Origin of the sequence: Chryseobacterium polytrichastri, assembly GCF_900142445.1 — a bacterium.
In the GTDB taxonomy this organism is placed as follows: Bacteria; Bacteroidota; Bacteroidia; order Flavobacteriales; family Weeksellaceae; genus Chryseobacterium; species Chryseobacterium polytrichastri.
Genome location: NZ_FRAV01000004.1, coordinates 117909 through 136900 on the forward strand (window position 1 = coordinate 117909; position 18992 = coordinate 136900).

19 protein-coding genes are annotated in these 18992 nt (G+C 34.1%); 15 read left to right on the forward strand and 4 right to left on the reverse strand.

The annotated features are described in order from the left end of the window. Positions 1–69: 69 nt before the first annotated feature. Both BUB80_RS03655 and BUB80_RS03660 read left to right on the forward strand, forming a co-directional pair. On the forward strand, positions 70–1062 hold the full coding sequence (locus tag BUB80_RS03655) for an NADP-dependent oxidoreductase (protein ID WP_073291028.1): 993 nt from the start codon (positions 70–72) through the stop codon (positions 1060–1062). Continuing rightward, positions 1055–1522, forward strand: a complete 468-nt coding sequence (locus BUB80_RS03660) for a cupin domain-containing protein (protein WP_073291030.1) — start codon at positions 1055–1057, stop codon at positions 1520–1522. The genes BUB80_RS03655 and BUB80_RS03660 overlap by 8 nt, the downstream gene beginning before the upstream one ends. A 466-nt stretch (positions 1523–1988) precedes the next feature. Here BUB80_RS03660 and BUB80_RS03665 read toward each other — a convergent pair whose 3' ends face one another. After that, positions 1989–2456: a thioredoxin family protein gene (locus tag BUB80_RS03665; RefSeq protein ID WP_073291032.1), complete on the reverse strand. Its 468-nt coding sequence runs from the start codon at positions 2454–2456 to the stop codon at positions 1989–1991. 191 nt (positions 2457–2647) lie between these two features. Then, a complete protein-coding gene (locus BUB80_RS03670) occupies positions 2648–4717 on the reverse strand; it encodes a TonB-dependent receptor plug domain-containing protein (RefSeq protein WP_083547028.1) in 2070 nt (689 codons plus the stop codon). A 122-nt stretch (positions 4718–4839) separates the two neighbouring features. Here BUB80_RS03670 and BUB80_RS03675 point away from each other — a divergent pair, with 122 nt between their 5' ends. The 9 genes from BUB80_RS03675 to BUB80_RS03715 all read left to right on the forward strand — a co-directional run bounded on the left by BUB80_RS03675 (position 4840) and on the right by BUB80_RS03715 (position 13649). Then, entirely contained in the window at positions 4840–5994 is a 1155-nt protein-coding gene (locus BUB80_RS03675; protein ID WP_054511227.1) for a homogentisate 1,2-dioxygenase, read from the forward strand. Positions 5995–6182: 188 nt separating this feature from the next. Continuing rightward, positions 6183–7457 (forward strand): acetyl-CoA hydrolase/transferase family protein, encoded by a 1275-nt coding sequence (locus BUB80_RS03680; protein WP_073291036.1) that lies wholly within the window; start codon positions 6183–6185, stop codon positions 7455–7457. Between the two features lie 135 nt (positions 7458–7592). Then, positions 7593–8375: a hypothetical protein gene (locus tag BUB80_RS03685; protein WP_073291038.1), complete on the forward strand. Its 783-nt coding sequence runs from the start codon at positions 7593–7595 to the stop codon at positions 8373–8375. Between the two features lie 240 nt (positions 8376–8615). Beyond that, complete coding sequence (gene hppD / locus BUB80_RS03690; protein WP_073291040.1) at positions 8616–9746, forward strand: 4-hydroxyphenylpyruvate dioxygenase; 1131 nt, start codon at positions 8616–8618, stop codon at positions 9744–9746. 69 nt (positions 9747–9815) lie between these two features. Then, positions 9816–10271, forward strand: a complete 456-nt coding sequence (locus BUB80_RS03695) for a hypothetical protein (RefSeq protein ID WP_073291042.1) — start codon at positions 9816–9818, stop codon at positions 10269–10271. Between the two features lie 104 nt (positions 10272–10375). Beyond that, positions 10376–11623 (forward strand): fumarylacetoacetase, encoded by a 1248-nt coding sequence (fahA, locus tag BUB80_RS03700; protein WP_073291044.1) that lies wholly within the window; start codon positions 10376–10378, stop codon positions 11621–11623. Positions 11624–11662: 39 nt separating this feature from the next. Then, a complete protein-coding gene (locus BUB80_RS03705; protein WP_073291046.1) occupies positions 11663–12070 on the forward strand; it encodes a GxxExxY protein in 408 nt (135 codons plus the stop codon). 147 nt (positions 12071–12217) lie between these two features. Beyond that, a complete protein-coding gene (locus BUB80_RS03710; protein WP_073291048.1) occupies positions 12218–13039 on the forward strand; it encodes a flavin reductase family protein in 822 nt (273 codons plus the stop codon). A gap of 10 nt (positions 13040–13049) precedes the next feature. Then, on the forward strand, positions 13050–13649 hold the full coding sequence (locus tag BUB80_RS03715) for a hypothetical protein (protein WP_073291050.1): 600 nt from the start codon (positions 13050–13052) through the stop codon (positions 13647–13649). A gap of 60 nt (positions 13650–13709) precedes the next feature. Here BUB80_RS03715 and BUB80_RS03720 read toward each other — a convergent pair whose 3' ends face one another. Beyond that, positions 13710–14558, reverse strand: coding sequence for an alpha/beta hydrolase family protein (locus BUB80_RS03720; RefSeq protein WP_073291051.1), 849 nt, complete (start codon positions 14556–14558; stop codon positions 13710–13712). Positions 14559–14631: 73 nt separating this feature from the next. Between BUB80_RS03720 and BUB80_RS03725 the strand changes: the two genes are divergently transcribed. Genes BUB80_RS03725 through BUB80_RS03740 form a run of 4 tightly spaced genes read left to right on the forward strand, consistent with a single transcriptional unit; the run spans position 14632 to position 18099 of the window. Then, a complete protein-coding gene (locus BUB80_RS03725) occupies positions 14632–15885 on the forward strand; it encodes a PKD domain-containing protein (protein WP_073291053.1) in 1254 nt (417 codons plus the stop codon). A gap of 15 nt (positions 15886–15900) precedes the next feature. Continuing rightward, on the forward strand, positions 15901–16674 hold the full coding sequence (locus BUB80_RS03730; RefSeq protein ID WP_073291055.1) for a HipA family kinase: 774 nt from the start codon (positions 15901–15903) through the stop codon (positions 16672–16674). After that, on the forward strand, positions 16661–17044 hold the full coding sequence (locus tag BUB80_RS03735) for a DUF3037 domain-containing protein (protein ID WP_054511215.1): 384 nt from the start codon (positions 16661–16663) through the stop codon (positions 17042–17044). The genes BUB80_RS03730 and BUB80_RS03735 overlap by 14 nt, the downstream gene beginning before the upstream one ends. A 23-nt stretch (positions 17045–17067) precedes the next feature. After that, positions 17068–18099 (forward strand): alpha/beta hydrolase, encoded by a 1032-nt coding sequence (locus tag BUB80_RS03740; RefSeq protein ID WP_073291057.1) that lies wholly within the window; start codon positions 17068–17070, stop codon positions 18097–18099. Here BUB80_RS03740 and BUB80_RS03745 read toward each other — a convergent pair. Continuing rightward, positions 18096–18938 carry a phospholipase D-like domain-containing protein gene (locus tag BUB80_RS03745; protein WP_083547030.1) on the reverse strand — a complete coding sequence of 281 codons (843 nt, stop codon included), beginning with the start codon at positions 18936–18938 and terminating at the stop codon, positions 18096–18098. The genes BUB80_RS03740 and BUB80_RS03745 overlap by 4 nt on opposite strands. Positions 18939–18992 lie beyond the last annotated feature (54 nt).

Consider the following 18992-nt stretch of genomic DNA (forward strand, 5'->3'; position numbering starts at 1 on the left):
GTTACCAATAGTTAACTAGTAGCAAATATAAACTAATCTCTTTTTAGATTTGTAGCTCAAATTACAATTATGAAAGCAGTTATTTTAAATAAAAATTTTCAATTGGAAAATGGTTTTACCAAAAAACCTCAACCTAAAAGGAACGAAGTTTTAATACAGATCAAAGCCAGTGGTTTTAATCCGATCGATTACCAGATGCTGGAAAACGAGTTGGAAAGAAAACTCATAAACTCCCCAATTTTAGGACGTGAACTTTCAGGAATTATTGTCGATAAAGGAAACGATGTTACTCAATTCCATATTGGAGATGAAGTTTTTTGTGGAAGTGGTTCTATGGGAAGTAACGGAACTTATACTGAATTCATTGCCGTTCCGGAAACAATCGTCGCCCTAAAACCTAGAAACATCTCTTTTGAACAGGCAGCTGCCATTCCTTCTGTGGGAATGACTGCTTTACAGATTTTTAATCGTTTAGAACTCAAACAAAATGATTCAGTATTGATTACGGGAGCAACTGGCGGTGTTGGTTCTTTTTTAATTAAACTTTTACTGGCCAATGATTTCACCAATATAACGGCAACCGTTGGAACCGAAGAAAACAGAAATCTTCTCTTAAAAATAGGCTTGAAAGGTCATCAAATAATTAATTATAAAAATGAAAATTTGGTTGAAAATATTCTTAGTGCCAATAACAGTCAATTCTTTGATCTTGGAGTTGATCTTGTGGGAAATTACATGTCAGAAATCACTGCAGAAGTTTTAAAAATCAATGGAATATATGTTGATGTCACCGCTTTAACAACCCAAGAATCACGTGAAGCTCTTTTTAATAAAGGAAATTTGATAATGAATATTTCCAACTATGCGCATGGCATGACCAAAAACTATCCATATTATAAAGACAGTTTAAATGAAATTTCAAGACTGATTGAGAACCAAATCATCACTCCACCTCATTATAAAATTGTCGGATCACTTTCACTAGAAACTGTTTTGAAAGCACATTCCATCCTAAAAAACAATCAAACTCAAGGAAATAAATTAATAATGACTCATGAATAAAGTACCAAGAAGAATCGTCACAGGAATCGAAAACGGAAAATCAACTATCATAGAAGACCAACAGGTAGAAAATGCTGTTGAGCATCTTCCGGGTCTGGTTATTTCAGATATTTGGAACACGCAAAAAATACCGGCAAGCTTAGATCTTGAAACTCAAATTCCCAACACAGGATTTCCACAGACTCCAAAAAACGGAACCTATTTCAGATATGTTTCAATTCCGCCTGATAAAGATCTAGGTGTAGAATTTAAAGCTGGAGAACCTCATCCGATGATGCATCAGACAGAAACTTTAGATTATATTATCATCCTTTCCGGAGAATTATATTTAATTATGGAGAAAGGGGAAACGCTTTTAAAACCTGGAGATATTGTTATTCAAAGAGGAACAAATCATGCTTGGAGTAATCGCTCTGATCAAGCTTGTATTCAATTAGCTGTTCTGATTGATGCTGAATAGTTTCTCTCGCAGATTCTGCAGATAACGCAGATTTTTTTAAAGCTTTAGAAACAATCATCTGCTAAATCAGTAAGAAATATAAGTTGGTAAACGCTAAGGCGCAAAGAATTTAAATGATGTACTATTTTAAGGCGCAAGAAAATCAAAGATTTTCAGTAAACGTTGTGTTATATTAGCTCTGGAATAATTCGCGTTCCTAAATTTTATCACAGATAAAATCCTTGCGCCTTACAACAACCTTAAATTAAAAAATTGCGCCTTTGCGATTCTCCAACAAAAGATTATAAAGAAGTTATTGTTACTCAAAGAGGGACGAATCATGCCTAGAGCAATCGTTCTGATGAGCCATGCATTAATTAGCTGTTCTGATTGATGCTGAATAGTTTCTCTCGCTGATTTTGCAGATAACGCAGATTTTTTTTATAAACTTTAAACACGATCATCTGCAAAATCTGCGAGAGACAAATTATAGTTTTAAAATCTCTTCAAGTTTTTGCTTCATTTTTTCAGGTTTAAATTCTCCTTCATGATAATAAATCAATTTTTGGTTTGAATCTAAAATAATCCATAACGGATACACAGGCTGTTTTTTATTTTTAGATAAAGCCAACGCCAGCTCATGAATCCCCGAATTTCCGTTCGGCAGATAACTGAATTCTTTTCCTTGAAAATGGATGGTGTCTTTCGTTTTTTCAGCCTCGAAATTGATAAAATAAAAATTTTTATTGATTAGGGCAACCAAATCTTTGTCTTTATTTAATTGAAAAGATTCGATCTTACACACGGAACACCAATCTGTATAAAGATGGATAATTGTAGGTTTTGGAGTTTCTTTCTGTAAAATTTCTAAGTCATAAAAAGTGCCCGTCTTTATCTGCGAGAGACAAAAACAAGGCACAAACATTAAAAATAAAAATATCGTTAAAAGTTTCATTACTTCAATTTTTTTTTACCACAAAAGAGACAAAAGATTTTCACTCCGTTTTGAGATACTTAAAAATCTACAAAAGCCTGAAGCTTTAGAACTTTACATTTTGTAAACTTTTATCATACTTTTTTCCAATCATTTCTTTTATTTCTTTTGTGGTAAAACATTCCATATTTTATTACATACTAACATTATTACTACTTTAAAGTATATTTCACACCTAGAAACCCTCTGATTCTTTGCATTGGAGCATATCCGTAAGTGGTATCAAAAGTATAATGATTAGGATTATTGATCGGATCGTCAACATGCTTATCAAATGGATCAAATGGTCTCATCAAAGGATCATTCGGAGTAAAATTGAAGAGGTTTTTTACCCCGCAATACACTTCAAATCCTGATTTGAAACTTCTTGAAACCTGAATATTTGCCAATGAATAAAACGGAGAATATTCAGGTCGATAATCATTCGGTAACACAGGCAATCGCATCGGCCCATAAAACTGTCCGGTAAAATCAATCACCAGATTACTTGGGAAAGTATAGGTCAAACTATAGGTTCCGCTCCATTTTGGAGCATGCAGTTGCTGAACTTTTTCTTCTGCTCCATCAAATTTCTGATATACATTAAGATAAGTAACTCCCAAATTAACACTCAAAGGAAAGCTAAAACTGAAATCTACATTCATTGAAGCGCCTCTTGAAATGCCATAACCATGGAGATTATCATAAATAATTTTTTGAGGATCAGTATCAAAATCTCCTACAATTTTATTACTGAAATAGGTATAAAATGCAGAAGCATCCAAATTAATTAACTTACCTCCAACAGGAATTTTCCAGACATAATTTAAATTTCCATTAATGGATCTTTCAGGTTTTAAGTTGGCTTTAATCACCACTTCACGAGATCCTGTTAAAGCCGCATGGTCTTCTGTAAATAAATTAACCACTCGGAAACCTGTCCCAAAATTCAATCGCAACGTATGATACGGATTGGGAGAATATTTCCATGCAAACCTTGGTGAATGTACAGAATGATGGATTTTATCATAGTCAAATCTATAGCCCAACAACAAGGTATTTTTATCATTGATTTCCCATTGATCTTGGACAAATGCCCCAAAAATTGGAGATTTCATCGGCTCATTCGTTACTCCGTCTCCTGATAAAGTTCCGGGAGTATTATCATCATAAAAAGTTCTTTTGTAAGTAACCCCTGCAATTAAATCGTGATTTCCCAATTTTTTATCCCAATACGTCTGAACGAAAGCAACTTTTTGAAGTGCTATAAAAGGATTAGTTCCATAATATGAATTCTGATCATGATAATTATAGGAAAACTGGGTAATGATCTGCTCTTTCATTGGCCATTGATACATCCCGAAGGCTTCTACTCGATTCGTATAAATACTTTCTCCATACACCTCATCGCTTCCTCTGTAAGATTTATTCCATTGCATTTCACCGCCGAAACGGTCTTCATACAAATACCTCAATGCAAAACTTGCCATCCTGTTTTCCTTTCTTTGGAAATTCCATTTGTTGAAAACTGAAATTCTGTTCTGTAAAGCAGAATCTGTGAAATTGTCTTTATTCTGATCTATTCTTTCATTAAAGCTGAAATAATTTAAACTCAATAATGAAGCAGCATTTTTACCAACATTAAATTTAGTGGACAGATCCAGATTGTTTTCACTCCAGCTCGTTGTCATAAAATCGACACTCAATTTTGGAGCAGTCAGTGCATTTTTAGTGATAATATTAATTACACCACCCATCGCTTCCGAACCATAAAGAGAAGATGCAGGACCTTTCACCACCTCAATCCTATCAATCAAACTATTGGGAATTCCGCTTAAACCATACACGGTAGAAAGCGAACTTACAATGGGCATTCCATCAATTAAAATCATTGTGTAAGGTCCTTCCAAACCGTTGATATGAATATCGCCTGTGTTACAAACCGAACAATTCAATTGAGGTTTCACACCGTTTACCATCGCAATGGCTTCGAAAATATTGGGAGTCGGGTTTTTCTGAAAAAACTTCTGACTGTAGATTTCCACTGCTACCGGACTTTTCGATCTGCTGATTGGTTTTATGGTTCCGGTGATCACAACATCATCAATCAGTTTGGTCTTCTCTTCTCTTGAAGGAATTTTCACAGAATCCATTTTTTTGGGTTGACTTACATTCAAACTATCCGTTTCCTGCGAAAAACAATAGTTGGATAAAAAGACAATAGAGAATAATATTCGTTTCATGAATTAAAATTGTTAGACAAATCTAACAATTATTTTTAGAACAGAAAAACTCATTGAAAAAATATTGTTAAAAACAATTCATGAAAAATTATTAAATTTGAGAAACTACATATAAAGGTAAAATGCGATATAACCATTCGGGAAACATCCCACCAAAAAGACATACTATTTTTAAGTCTCCGGAAGATAAATTTTACTATGAACAGCTTTTCGGAACGGAAGGTTTTCATGGAATCTCTTCTTTGCTGTACCATATTCACCGCCCGACTCAAATAAAATCTATTGGTGAACCCAAAGATGTAACTCCTAAAATTGCTGTTGATAAAAACGTTACCCCAAGAATGTTTAAGGGAATGAATGTAACTCCTGAAGATGATTTTATGGACAGCCGCAAGATCCTTTTGGTGAACAACGACCTTAAAATGGGATTGGCAAAACCAAGAAAGTCGATGGATTATTTCTATAAAAATGCAGAATGTGACGAACTTTTATATGTTCATAACGGAAGCGGAGTGTTGAAAACTTTTGTAGGAAATCTTGATTTTTCTGTTGGTGATTATCTAATTATTCCGAGAGGAACAATTTATCAGGTTGAATTACATTCAGATGACACAGTTTTCTTTGTTGTAGAAAGTCACTCTCCGATTTACACTCCAAAAAGATACAGAAACGAATTCGGACAGCTTTTGGAGCATTCCCCATTCTGCGAAAGAGATATTATTGCACCCACTTTTGTTGAACCTAAAGACGAAAAAGGAGAATTTTTAATTAAAGTAAAAAAAGAAAATCAAATCACCGATTTCATCTATGCAACGCATCCATTTGATGTTGTAGGTTGGGATGGCTATTTCTATCCTTATAAGTTTAATATTAAAAACTTCGAGCCTATTACAGGAAGAATCCACCAACCGCCACCGGTACACCAGACTTTTGAGGCACACAATTTTGTAGTGTGTTCGTTCTGTGCAAGAATGTATGATTATCATCCGATGGCAATTCCTGCACCTTACAATCATTCTAATATAGATTCTGATGAGGTTTTATTCTATACAGAAGGAGATTTCATGAGCCGTAATCATATCGACTTAATGGATTTCACGCTTCACCCGGGAGGAATCGTTCACGGACCTCACCCAGGGGCAATGGAAAGAAGTATCGGTAAAAAATTCACAGAAGAATATGCCGTGATGGTAGACCCTTTCCGTCCGTTGAAAATTACAGAAGAAGCTATGAAAGTGGAAGATCCTTCATACAAAACTTCTTGGTTAGAAGAATAATATTCAAAATACTAAACCTAACAGGTTTCAAATATAAAATAAGAACTAGATGTATATTTAGTTCTTATTTTTTTTAGAATATGACAAATGTTTGAAAAAAACACCGCTTTTTTTAAAGCAGATAAACGCAATATGAACTATCTTTAAAGTAATTAAAATCGTAAAATAATAATTATTAAAACTTTACTATGTACAATTATATAAGTGCAGAAGAGGCCGTGTATACTGTAAAAAGTGGAAACCGTGTATTCTTCCATGGAAGTGCATGTACTCCGAATTATTTGATTGATGAATTGGCAAGGCAATCTCACAGATTACAAAATGTAGAAATGGTTTCTATTACCCAACAAGGAAATGTAGAAATTGCCAAACCTCAGTATAAAGACAGTTTTTTCGTTAACTCGTTATTTGTTTCCACTCCCGTAAGAAATGCGGTCAATTCTGAAAATGGAGATTATGTTCCCATTTTTTTAAGTGAAATCCCTATTCTTTTCAGAAAAAATATTTTACCACTGGATGTTGCTTTAATTACAGTTTCTCCACCAGACAAACACGGATTTTGCACATTGGGAACTTCGGTAGATGTTGCAAGAGCTGCTGTAGACACCGCTAAGTTGGTGGTAGCCATTGTGAATCCTCTAATGCCGAGAACCCACGGCGACGGTATGATCCACATTAGCAGAATTCACAAATTGGTTTGGCATGAAGAAGAACTTCAAACAGTAGATTATGGTTCGAAAGTAGGTCCTGATGAAATGCTTGTCGGGAAAAATGTGGCTGAACTTATTGATGACAGATCAACCTTACAAATGGGTATCGGAACAATTCCAGATGCAGTTTTAAAATGTTTGGGAAATCATAAAGACCTTGGAGTTCACACCGAAATGTTGAGTGACGGAGTTATTGATTTAATTCAAAGCGATGTTATCAACAACAAATATAAAGGCTATCACGACAACAAAACCATTACCAGTTTCTGTTTCGGAACCAGAAAACTGTACGATTACGTAGATGATAATACCGTGTTTGATTTCAAAGATGTAAGTGATGTTAATTTCCCTATCAATATCATGAGGAACAACAAAATGGTTGCAATTAATTCGGCTATTGAAATTGATCTTACAGGACAAGTCTGTGCAGATTCTATCGGAACGATGCAATATAGTGGAATTGGTGGTCAAATGGACTTTATGAGAGGTGCTGCTTTAAGTGAAGAAGGAAAACCCATCATCGCTATCACTTCAAGAACTAAAAAAGGGATTTCAAGAATTGTTCCTTTTCTTAAACAAGGTGCGGGTGTTGTTACCACAAGAGGCCATATTCATTGGGTGGTTACTGAATACGGAACCGCTTATTTATATGGTAAAAACTTACGTCAAAGAGCTCAGGAACTGATCAGTATTGCTCATCCGGATGACAGAGAAATGTTGGAAAGAGCAGCTTTTGAAAGGTTCAAATGTTAATATTGGAAATTATTCTTTGATTTAAATTTAATTGATATAAAAAAAGCGTATTTTAACTTAGCATTAAAAAAATCATAAAAAAAGCCTTAAAGTTTTGGCAGTATTTTTGATAAAATCACTTTTAAAATCTAGAACTTGAAGACTATATATAATTCAATAAGAGAGGAAGTTGTAAAGCATTCTAAAGTAAATAACTCCGTGTTAGGGAATGTAGACGAATGGAAGAGAAGCCATTATATTATTCTTTCTGAGATCATCAAAGACGAGCTCTCTGAATCTGAAGAGATGAAAGGCGGCAAAAAATTCGAAATAGGAAATACTATTTCTCACGTTACGCTACAGCGGTTTTTCGAAAATGATTATCAGGATAAAACCCATAATGATTTAAGATTTTTAAAAACGTTAGATAAAATATGTATTTTTTTAGGCTACAAAGACCTTAATTCTTATATCCAGTTTGTAAAAGAGAAGAAACAGGAAAATGAAGCTGATGATCAAGCATTTTTAAAACAAATGGTTTTTGACTATTGTGCTACCGTTTTTGAATTTTATAAAAAATTTCCTAATCATAAAACGGAATTATTCAAACCATTGGTATTTGATGATTCTCCATTTTTGGAAAGAGTGTCACAATTTAGCAAAGAATTATGTGAAAGAGATTTTCAGCTGGTTACCAAAAACAACCGATCCAACTTTGAAGTTTTTGATATTCATATTGTGACGGATGAACCTGAAAAAAAAATATTAGAATCTCAGGAATTTTGGAATCTTTTATTCAAGGTAGGTGAATCAGGCGAAGAACATTTTGTAAATCAACTTAATACACAAATCTATTTCATTAAAAAAATAGACAACAGTTGGAAAATTTGGGACAATTATAATCCTGATGCAGGAAGATTAAATAAAAAATCTGAATAATAAAATCAATGAAAGCCGTAGAAATCTACGGCTTTCATATTTTCGAAATACTTTTCTTTCATTTGATTTGTGTACACAAATATAACCAACCTTAATATAACATAAGAAACTTAAATATACTTAAATGAACTCTTCTTTACCATTATGTTAAGTATCTGTAACGATTCGGTATTATTATTTTTAGGGTTTCAAGGATTTTTGTATTTTGCATACCTATAAAATAAAAGTAAAAGAGAAAATATGTCAACACTTACATTTGCCGAAAAAATTGCTCAAGCAGAGAATTTTTTACCAATTAATGGTACAGATTACATTGAGTTTTATGTAGGAAATGCTAAACAGGCTGCTCATTATTATAAAACCGCTTTCGGTTTTCAGTCTGTAGCATACGCTGGTCCTGAAACAGGAGTAAGAGACCGTGCATCTTATGTTCTTCAACAAGGAAAAATTAGACTGATCTTAACGACTGGTCTTAAGTCTGACTCACCTATCAACGAACACGTAAAAAAACATGGTGATGGAGTAAAAGTATTGGCACTTTGGGTAGATGATGCTTATAAAGCTTTCGAAGAAACTACAAAAAGAGGTGGAAAACCATATTTAGAGCCTGTAACGTTAACAGATGAGCATGGTGAGGTAAAAATGTCCGGAGTATACACTTACGGAGAAACTGTTCACATGTTTGTAGAAAGAACAAATTACACAGGTCCTTTCATGCCTGGTTACCAAAAATGGGAAAGCGCTTATCAACCTGAGGACGCAGGTTTATTATATGTAGACCACTGCGTTGGAAATGTGGGTTGGGACAGAATGATTCCTACTGTAGAATGGTATGAAAAAGTAATGGGATTTGTAAACATTCTTTCTTTTGACGATAAACAAATTAATACAGAGTATTCTGCATTGATGTCTAAAGTAATGTCTAACGGAAACGGATTTGCAAAATTCCCTATCAATGAGCCTGCAGAAGGTAAAAAGAAATCTCAGGTAGAAGAATATCTTGATTTCTACGAAGGAGAAGGCGTACAACACATCGCGGTAGCTACAAAAGACATTATTCATACAGTAACTGAACTTAAAAAACGTGGTGTAGAGTTCCTTTCTGCTCCACCAGAAGCATACTATGACATGGTTCCTGAAAGAGTGGGCCATATTGATGAAGATCTAAAGAAATTACAGGACTTAGGTATACTTATTGATCATGATGAAGAAGGATATCTTTTACAGATCTTTACAAAGCCTGTAGAAGACCGCCCTACTCTTTTCTTCGAAATTATTGAAAGACACGGTGCACAGAGTTTTGGTGCAGGTAACTTCAAAGCATTGTTCGAAGCACTAGAGAGAGAGCAAGAGAAAAGAGGTAATCTTTAATTTAAAAATATAATTACAAGTTTTGTCAGGATTCAAAATCTTGGCAAAACTTTTTTATAAACACATATTATGAAAAAATTATTTATCGGGGTTTTATTTTTGGGTGCATTGGGTTTGAAAGCTCAATACGGATCAATGAATGAAATTCTTACCATCCTTGAAGAAAAAAAAGGCATTAATCAGCATCTGGAAAATGAAAGTGTAGACAATAAAAAATTTGTTTTCATTAAAGACGCGGAAGACCATACAGAAAGGGATTTTATTATTATTAAAGGAAATAATGCTACCTACGTAGAGGTTTTCGATGATAAAGCTACCGGAGAAACCAGTTCAAATGTTTTCACCGGAGATATTATCAGAAAAAAGAACATTATTTCTTTACGAGCCAATATGCTTGAAAATAAAAAAGTTCCCATTCCGGTAACCAAAACTTTATTGCTTACAAAACAAAAAGATACTTTATATCTTATTGATGTCAACACTAAAGACAGATGGATCGATGAAGCATCGTATTCAAAAAAATAATATTAATCTTGGAAGAACACTCTCGTCATTGCAAAAAGTATAATACGTTTATGCTTAGCCTGTCGAAGTAAAGCAATCTTTTTAATCATCTAAATTAAATTCTTATGAAATCATTTGTAGAGTATTCCTCCAATTCGGACTTTTCAATACACAATATTCCGTTCGGAGTAGCAGTTTTTAACAAAGAGTATATCGGATGTTGTACAAGAATCGGAGATCAGGTAGTTGATCTTGCGACGCTGTATGACCTTAGTTATTTTGAAGACATTGACGGATTAGAAGACAATGTTTTTGAAGCATATACCTTAAACGAATTTATTGAATTAGGAAAACCTGTAACCAATGCAGTTCGTATTAAACTTCAGGAATTATTACAGGAAGGTTCTATCTTGTCTAAAGATCAGAAAACCATTGAAGACGCTTTCTATGATTTGGATAAAGTAAAAATGATGATGCCGGTTCACATTCCGAACTACACCGATTTTTACAGCAGCATTGAACATGCAACTAACGTTGGAAAAATGTTCCGTGATCCTGCCAATGCATTATTGCCTAACTGGAAACATTTACCTGTAGGATACCATGGGAGAGCTTCATCAATTGTAGTTTCAGGAACGGATATCAACCGTCCTAAAGGTCAGACAAAACCTGCAGATGCAGAAAAGCCAGTTTTCGGACCTTCAAAACAATTAGATTTTGAATTAGAAATCGCTTTCATCATCAATAAAAATACAGACATGGGCGAAAGTATCTCCACAAATGAAGCGGAAGACGCTATTTTTGGGATGATTATTTTCAACGACTGGTCTGCGAGAGACATTCAAGCTTGGGAATATGTTCCACTAGGACCATTCTTAGCTAAAAACTTTGGTTCATCAGCTTCTCCATGGGTTATTACTTTGGAAGCTTTAGAGCCTTTCAGAACAGCGTCTCCTACTCAGGATCCTGAAGTTTTAGACTATTTAAAATTTGAAGGAGATAAAAATTACGACATCAATTTAGAGGTTTATTTACAGCCTGAAAACGGTGAAGAAAACCTGATCTCTGAAAGCAATTATAAATTCATGTATTGGAACATGACGCAGCAATTGGCTCATCACACCGTAAATGGTTGTAACCTGGAAGTGGGTGACTTATATGCAAGCGGAACCATCTCAGGAAGCGATCCAAAATCTTTCGGTTCTATGCTTGAGTTGACATGGAGAGGGCAAAATCCAATCAAATTAAGCAACGGACAGGAAAGAAAATTCATCGATGATAACGACACTGTAACTATGAAAGCCTGGTCTGAAAAAGACGGCATAAGAGTTGGTTTCGGTGAAGTAAGTGGAAAAATTATTCCTACTAAATAATAAAAATAATATTTAACCACAAAAGTCACAAAAGATTTTATGATTACACAATCTTATCTGACAGATTTAACATATAAGATAAATGGCGCCTGCATAGAAGTTCACAAAATTCTTGGCGCAGGCTTATTAGAAAGTGTTTATCATAAATGTTTGGAAGAAGAATTTAGATTGAGAAATATCAATTTTAAATCTGAATTTAAAATTCCTATAGTTTATAAAGGAAAAGAAATTAATTGTGATTTCTTTTGTGATTTTTTGGTTGAAGATTTAATTGTTGTTGAATTGAAAGCAGTTTCTATATTAAATGAAATTCATCGAGCACAACTTCTAAATTATATTAATTTGATGAAAAAGCCTAAAGGAATTTTAGTAAATTTTAATGTGAAAAATTTATACAATGACGGGCAAGAAACTTTTGTAAATAAATATTACGATATGCTTTTTTGATCTTAAAAGAATTAAGGCTCTTCATCTTAGACTAATTATCTTTTGTGTCTTTTGTGGTTCAAAATCTCATCAATACATAAGCTTTCAAACTTAAAATATTTTCTTAAAAAATAAACTTCTGCCCTTTTCTTGGTCAAAACAAAAAATATGAAAACAGTAATCCCATCCGAATTATCTTCCGTACAACTACAAACCATTATGCAGACAGCCGTTTCGCCACGACCAATTGCATTGGCTTCAACGGTGGATAAAGACGGTAATCATAATTTATCTCCATTCAGTTTTTTTAATATGTTCAGTACGGTTCCTCCGATATTGATTTTTTCACCATCGAGAAGAGTTCGTGACAATACTACAAAACACACGTTGGAAAACGTTCTGGAAGTTCCGGAAGTGGTAATTGGGACCGTAAATTTCCCGATTGTACAGCAAATTTCTTTAGCTTCTACAGAATATCGTGATGGAGTAAATGAATTTATCAAATCTGGCTTAACCATGAAAGACGCGGATTTTGTTCGACCGAAATTAATTGAAGAATGTCCTGTTAATTTTGAATGTAAAGTTTTAGAAATAAAATCTTTGGGAGATCAGGGTGGCGCAGGAAATCTCGTTATTTGTGAGGTTCAAAAAATCCATATCAGAGAAGAATACCTGAATGAAGAAGGAAATTTAGACCAGAAAAAACTTGATATGGTGGCTCGTCTGGGCGGTAACTGGTATTCGAGAAATAATGAAAATAATCTTTTTGAAGTACCAAAACCGTTGGTCACAAAAGGAATTGGCTTTGATATTCTCCCTGATGCCATCAAACACAGCAAAATATTCACAGGAAACGACCTGGGAATGCTTGCCAACGTTGAGGTTTTACCTTCTGAAAACTGTCATGCAGACGAAAACATTCATCAAGAAGCTCAGAAATTATTACTGGAAAATAACATTGAAGCAGCCTGGAAAATATTAGTCGTTTAAGCAACATTATATGAAAAACTCTATTCTTTTATTTTTTGCTATTTTCACCTTACAATCATGTGCTTATTATCCTGTAAAAAAAGATTACGGAATTTATAGTAAGTCGCTGGTCTTTTCCAAAGATCAAAAATGGTTGATCAATAGAATTTATACAGATGTAGATTCTCATCATAGAGAAATGATGGAACAAGATGTTTTAAAATTTTTCAATACAATGAGCGATTCTAAAGCCTATACGCTCAATATGGCTAAATCCGAAAATATCATATTAAACAGAATTCCTTTTGAGCCTGAAATTGAAGATCTTGAAACACTAAAAAGCAGCACAGATTTTAATTTTTTGGTTAACATTTCAACCATTAAAGTTCGAAAAGACCTAGATACCGAACTTGGTCAACAGACAGAATATAAAAAGAATGAAACTTTTGCGATCATGGATGTTTACGACATTCGGACTATGAAGAAAATATATTCTTTTAAAGCATCTTCTGAGTTTTCTATTGAGAAAGGAGAAAAGTCAACTATTTTCACTCCCACCAGTGAGATGATGACGATGAAAAATTTCAGACAATTACTGAAATCTATAAAGAAGAATGCCGTAAAAAACTAAAATTAAGAGCTTAATGGTTCAATACAATATAAAAGGAGTGAAAATATTTCACTCCTTTATTTATTCATTTACAATCTTATCATTGATAAATTGAATACATTTTTCAATGACCGTATTCAACTCTTTTGGTAAATTATTTTCTTCCCAAGGTTCTTTGGATCCAAACGTGTGATTGGCGTTTTCAATTAAAAACAATTCAGAATTCGGGTTTAAAATATGGAGGTGTTCCGCATTCTTCACGCTTACGCTTTCATCATTTGTTCCGTGAATAACTAAGACATGAGCCTTCGCCATTTCTGTAGCTCTTTCTACATCAAAACGATGTTCGTCTTTTTGAAAATCTTCATAAAATTGATAGTAATGAGGCATCTCTTGCTTTGTTCGTCCGTTCAATACATAATAAACACCTTTCGTTTTCCAGTTTTCTAATGCTTCATCTTTCGGGAAACGCTCCAATGTATCTACACTCGCCAACGTGATCAATCCGTTAATTCTTTCATCTTCAAAAGTCTTAATAATAGAGATCCCTCCTCCTCTGCTGTGGCCAATCAATATTATTTTCTGATCATCCACATTCGGATGCTTAACAAAATGATCGATCACCACGCCCAAATCAGAAAGTTCTTTAGAATAATTATTATTTCCGAAAGCTTCAAGGTCTGCAAAGTTATGAGGATCTTCAACCGTTGTTCCGTTGTGAGAAAAATTAAATGTAACAAAGAAAAATCCGGCTTCTGCAAACTTTTCAGCCATCAAACTCCAAGCTCCCCAATCTTTGTAACCTTTGTAGCCATGAACGAAAATAACCAATGGTAATTTCTCCTTAGTCTCTGGATAATAGGCATCAGCAAGAAAGTTTTTATTTTCCTGATTTACAATCTTTACGTTACTATTTTTTATCAATTTCATAAAATAATATCATTTTATTTAAAACCAACTCAATAATGAGTTATATTCGTATTCCATATTCTAAACGAAATATATGAAAAAACAACTACTTTTTTTATCTTTAATTCTCTTTTCTTTTACGTTCGGCCAAATCACAAAAAATGTTTTTTTTGTAGGAAACAGCTATACGTACACCAATAATTTACCGGAATTAATAAAAATGATCGCAGCTTCAACAGGAGACACATTTAATCATCAAAGTTATACCCCTGGCGGCTCCACTCTTAAACAACACTCTGCAAATCCAACCGTGCTCTCAACCATTGATCAGGGAAACTGGGATTATGTTGTACTTCAGGAGCAAAGTCAGATTCCTTCTTTTCCAAACACCTACATTCAAAGTGAAATGCTTCCCTACGCTGCTCAACTCGCAACTCGCGTGAAAAATTCTAATGCGTGTGGAAATCCTATATTTTTTATGACATGGGGGTATAAAAATGGAGATACAGGAAATTGCCAAGGAAGCTCTCCAAACTGCACCTATCAGGGAATGGATGATTTAATCTATACCCGCTATATGAATATGGCTCAAGCTAACGAAAGCCTGACCTCACCAGTTGGAAAAGTATGGCGAACAATTATACAGCAAAATCCGACTATGGAAATGTATTCGAGTGATGGCTCGCATCCTAGCTATTTAGGTTCAATGGCTGCAGCTTATACATTCTATACCATACTGTTTAAAAAAGATCCCACCTTGGCTTCTTTCAACGGAACGCTTACGCCTGCAGAATCACAAACCCTGAAAAGCACCGTGAAAAATATTGTTTTCAATCAATTAGATACTTGGTATATCCCTGCTAATGATGTTGCCAGTAGATTCAGCTATCAGAATAATAATACAAATTCGTTTCAATTTACAAATCAGACACAGAATGCAACTACTTTCTTATGGAGTTTCGGTGATGGAAACACATCTACATTAGAGCATCCAACGCATACGTATGCTGCAGCAGGCTCTTATCAGGTAAGTCTTACCACGAATGCGTGTGGAGTGAATTCCACAAAAACGAAAACAATCAATTTTAATAATTTAAGCACAGAAGAAAATTCAGTTAGTCCTGTAAAAATCTATCCCAATCCTACAGAAGATCTTATTACAATTACCACTCCCAAAAAAACATCTATTCTATCGTTTACGGATGCAAGCGGAAGGTTAATTGATTATCATCTTGAAACAACTTCATCTGGTTACATAATCTCTTTACGCCATCTTACGCATGGTGTTTACCTGCTAAAATATAGCATCGAACAAAAAGAATTTACTAAAAAGATTATCAAAAAATAACCTTATTTTTGCGACATGTTGGATTTAAGAACAGTAACTGTAATGCGTTATATTCTGCCACTTCGCGAAGGAGGTTCTCTTCCGGCTTTGGCAGAAGCTGATGATAATTTTAAATATGTCCTGAAATTCCGTGGCGCAGGTCATGGGGTAAAGATGTTGATCTCAGAACTCTTGGGAGGGAAGATTACCGAAGCTTTAGGGCTGCAAATCCCTGAATTGGTTTTTGTGAATCTTGATGTTGATTTTGGACGAACGGAAGCGGATGAAGAAATTCAGGATCTGTTGAAGTTTTCAGAAGGATTAAATTTAGGATTACATTACCTTTCCGAATCCATTGCTTATGATCCTAGCGTAAAGGTTGATCCTCTTTTGGCTTCAAAAATAGTTTGGCTGGATGCTTTTATCACCAATATCGACCGTACTTTCAGAAATACCAATCTTTTGATGTGGCATAAAGAATTATGGGTTATTGATAACGGGGCTTCTTTCTATTTTCACCATTCATGGCAGAATTTTGATACTGCTGCAAAAACACCTTTCAAATATGTGAAAGACCACGTATTGCTTCCACAGGCGAAAATGCTTGATGAAGCTGATACTTTTGCTAAGGAAGTTTTAAATGATACTGTTTTCAGAGAAATCGTTAACTTGATTCCTGAAGACTGGCTGCATTGGAATGATGCTGATGAAACACCGGAAGAAATTCGTGAGATCTATTTCAACTTTTTGAAAACACGATTAGAAAATTCTCAAATCTTTATAAACGAAGCGAAAAATGCAAGAGGATAAAATATACGAATACGCCGTAATACGCTTGGTGCCAAAGGTTGAAAGAGAAGAGTTTTTCAACATCGGACTTGCTTTATTTTCAAAAAAAGAGAAGTTTATCCGAATGGAATATTATCTATGTCCGGATAAATTTAAACTGATGCACAGCAAACTGGATTATGAAGATCTCATTCAAAATCTGGAAAGTTTCAAAAAAATAGCACACGGTGATAAAGATGGCGGACCGATTGCTCAGTTAGAAATTCCTGAACGTTTCCGTTGGTTAACAGCCGTGAGAAGTTCTGTTGTACAAACATCAAGACCTCATCCGGGAAAATCTAAAGACTTAGAAAAGACTTTTGGTAAACTTTTTGAGGAGTTAGTAAAATAGCCAACTCTCAAAAAAAATATTCTATGAAATCATCATCGAACAGCATATCAATCTACAGGTTTTCAATAAACCTGTTTTTTATTTTATTTTTAAGTGTGCCTACGTTAGGGTTTTCTCAGTTTGTATTTGAACCCAAAACCGGGAAAAGTACTTTGTTGTCTGAAAAGACTACCATTTTAGAAAACATCATCTACAAAACCAATGAAAAGGGAAATTCCATGGCATTGGATATCTATACTCCAAAAGACACCTCAACAGAGAAACTTCCTGTCGTTATCTATGTCTACGGAGGTGGTTGGGTAAAAGGAGATAAAACCATACGCTCTGAAACCTATATTGAAGATATGTTTCTAAAGCTGGTTGAAAAGAAATATGCCGTCATTGCTATTAATTATACATTACTCGACAAAGATATTCACTTCCCACTTCCTCTTCAGGATACCAAAGATGCCGTAAGATGGGTAAGAAAAAATGCAGAAAAGTATAATTTCGACACCAATAATATTGGATTTTTTGGAACTTCATCAGGTGCTCATCTTTCTATGTTGGCTGCTTATACTCGAGATAATGAATTCATCGGAAGTCCTGAGCTTTCAAATTATTCAGCAAAAGTAAACTATGTTGTTGATAATTATGGCCCCGCTGATCTTAACACTCTTCTGCATACCCGCATCGGTAAAGTTCCTGTATATTTTATTGGATTGATATTTTCAGATAAAATCGTGACTTTAAGAGAAAATCTGATTGATGGAATTTCCGGATATGATATTAAAAAAGACAAAAGAAAAATAATACAAAATTTCAAAACCCTATCTCCTGTAAGTTACGTTGACACTGCCGTTCCTACTTTAATTGTACATGGTGATAAGGATAAAGTAGTCCCATTACAACAATCTAAAAAACTCAGCAGAAAGCTGAAAAAAGCCAACGTTCAGAATTCTTTGATTATCGTAAAAGATGGAATCCATGGGTTTGGAACAACTGATAAAACATACATCCACCAAATAGATGATGAAATGGTGGATTTTATTGTTTCGCAAAAGAAAGCTAATTAATTTTCTAACTCTTCATACAACTGGCTTCCCCAAAACTGAATATCTCTTTCGGCTAAATTTGAATTAAAAAATAATTCCTTGACTTCCTCTATAATTTTATGAACCGCATTGATATCTGTGGTTCTTATTCTTGTTTCATGATTTTCCTTTACTCCACTTCCTGTAAAATTAAGGGAACCTAAATACGCAATTTCATCATCGATAACGTAGATTTTACTATGGATAAAAGTTTTGTTGAAAGAATTCCCATTATTAGGCGAAACAAAAACCTTAAAAGGAAATAACTGCTTATACGTGTAGTGATACACTTTGGTATTTTTAATTTTTTTGACCACCTGATCTCTCACAAAAAACATTAAAATGACAACGATAAAACCCAATGCGTATTTCAAATCTTTTAGAAGATATATTAACGGGAATAAGACAATCGCCAATCCGATCATTGCAAAAAGTAGAGTTCCTGATAAACTCTCCAAATTATCTCTTTTTTCTTTTGCTTCTTCGTCAATGTGTTTATTTTGAATGATGAGCTTATGAATATTCTTTTCATATCCATAAAAATCTTCAATTTCATCACTTGTAATAAGCTTAATGTTAATTCCTTTGGAGTGAAGAGCAATCAATTCTTTAATTAAAAAAGGAGAAAGATAGGGAGATACAATTTTCACGTTTTTCTTAGCATTCCTAATATCCTGCATGAGCTTTGCACCAGCCCCTTTCCCCATGTAGATATCACATACCGCATTGTTATAAAAAGTTCCCATCTTTAGTAAAAATTTAGATTTTTCATTATTTGTTGTGTTGTTTTTATTGGTCAGCAAAAATAGTTCAACTTTCAATATTTTAGCCCTTTAAAATGAAATCTTTTTTACTCAATAAAAAAACGGATTCCG

Coding starts and splice junctions, on each gene's coding strand:
- BUB80_RS03675 (WP_054511227.1), top strand. CDS start 4,840: ATGCGATATAACCATTCGGGAAACATCCCACCAAAAAGACATACTATT.
- BUB80_RS03695 (WP_073291042.1), top strand. CDS start 9,816: ATGAAAAAATTATTTATCGGGGTTTTATTTTTGGGTGCATTGGGTTTG.
- BUB80_RS03710 (WP_073291048.1), top strand. CDS start 12,218: ATGAAAACAGTAATCCCATCCGAATTATCTTCCGTACAACTACAAACC.
- BUB80_RS03670 (WP_083547028.1), bottom strand. CDS start 4,717: ATGAAACGAATATTATTCTCTATTGTCTTTTTATCCAACTATTGTTTT.
- BUB80_RS03735 (WP_054511215.1), top strand. CDS start 16,661: ATGCAAGAGGATAAAATATACGAATACGCCGTAATACGCTTGGTGCCA.
- BUB80_RS03660 (WP_073291030.1), top strand. CDS start 1,055: ATGAATAAAGTACCAAGAAGAATCGTCACAGGAATCGAAAACGGAAAA.
- BUB80_RS03720 (WP_073291051.1), bottom strand. CDS start 14,558: ATGAAATTGATAAAAAATAGTAACGTAAAGATTGTAAATCAGGAAAAT.
- BUB80_RS03705 (WP_073291046.1), top strand. CDS start 11,663: ATGATTACACAATCTTATCTGACAGATTTAACATATAAGATAAATGGC.
- BUB80_RS03740 (WP_073291057.1), top strand. CDS start 17,068: ATGAAATCATCATCGAACAGCATATCAATCTACAGGTTTTCAATAAAC.
- BUB80_RS03665 (WP_073291032.1), bottom strand. CDS start 2,456: ATGAAACTTTTAACGATATTTTTATTTTTAATGTTTGTGCCTTGTTTT.
- BUB80_RS03680 (WP_073291036.1), top strand. CDS start 6,183: ATGTACAATTATATAAGTGCAGAAGAGGCCGTGTATACTGTAAAAAGT.
- BUB80_RS03725 (WP_073291053.1), top strand. CDS start 14,632: ATGAAAAAACAACTACTTTTTTTATCTTTAATTCTCTTTTCTTTTACG.
- BUB80_RS03730 (WP_073291055.1), top strand. CDS start 15,901: ATGTTGGATTTAAGAACAGTAACTGTAATGCGTTATATTCTGCCACTT.
- BUB80_RS03715 (WP_073291050.1), top strand. CDS start 13,050: ATGAAAAACTCTATTCTTTTATTTTTTGCTATTTTCACCTTACAATCA.
- fahA (WP_073291044.1), top strand. CDS start 10,376: ATGAAATCATTTGTAGAGTATTCCTCCAATTCGGACTTTTCAATACAC.
- hppD (WP_073291040.1), top strand. CDS start 8,616: ATGTCAACACTTACATTTGCCGAAAAAATTGCTCAAGCAGAGAATTTT.
- BUB80_RS03655 (WP_073291028.1), top strand. CDS start 70: ATGAAAGCAGTTATTTTAAATAAAAATTTTCAATTGGAAAATGGTTTT.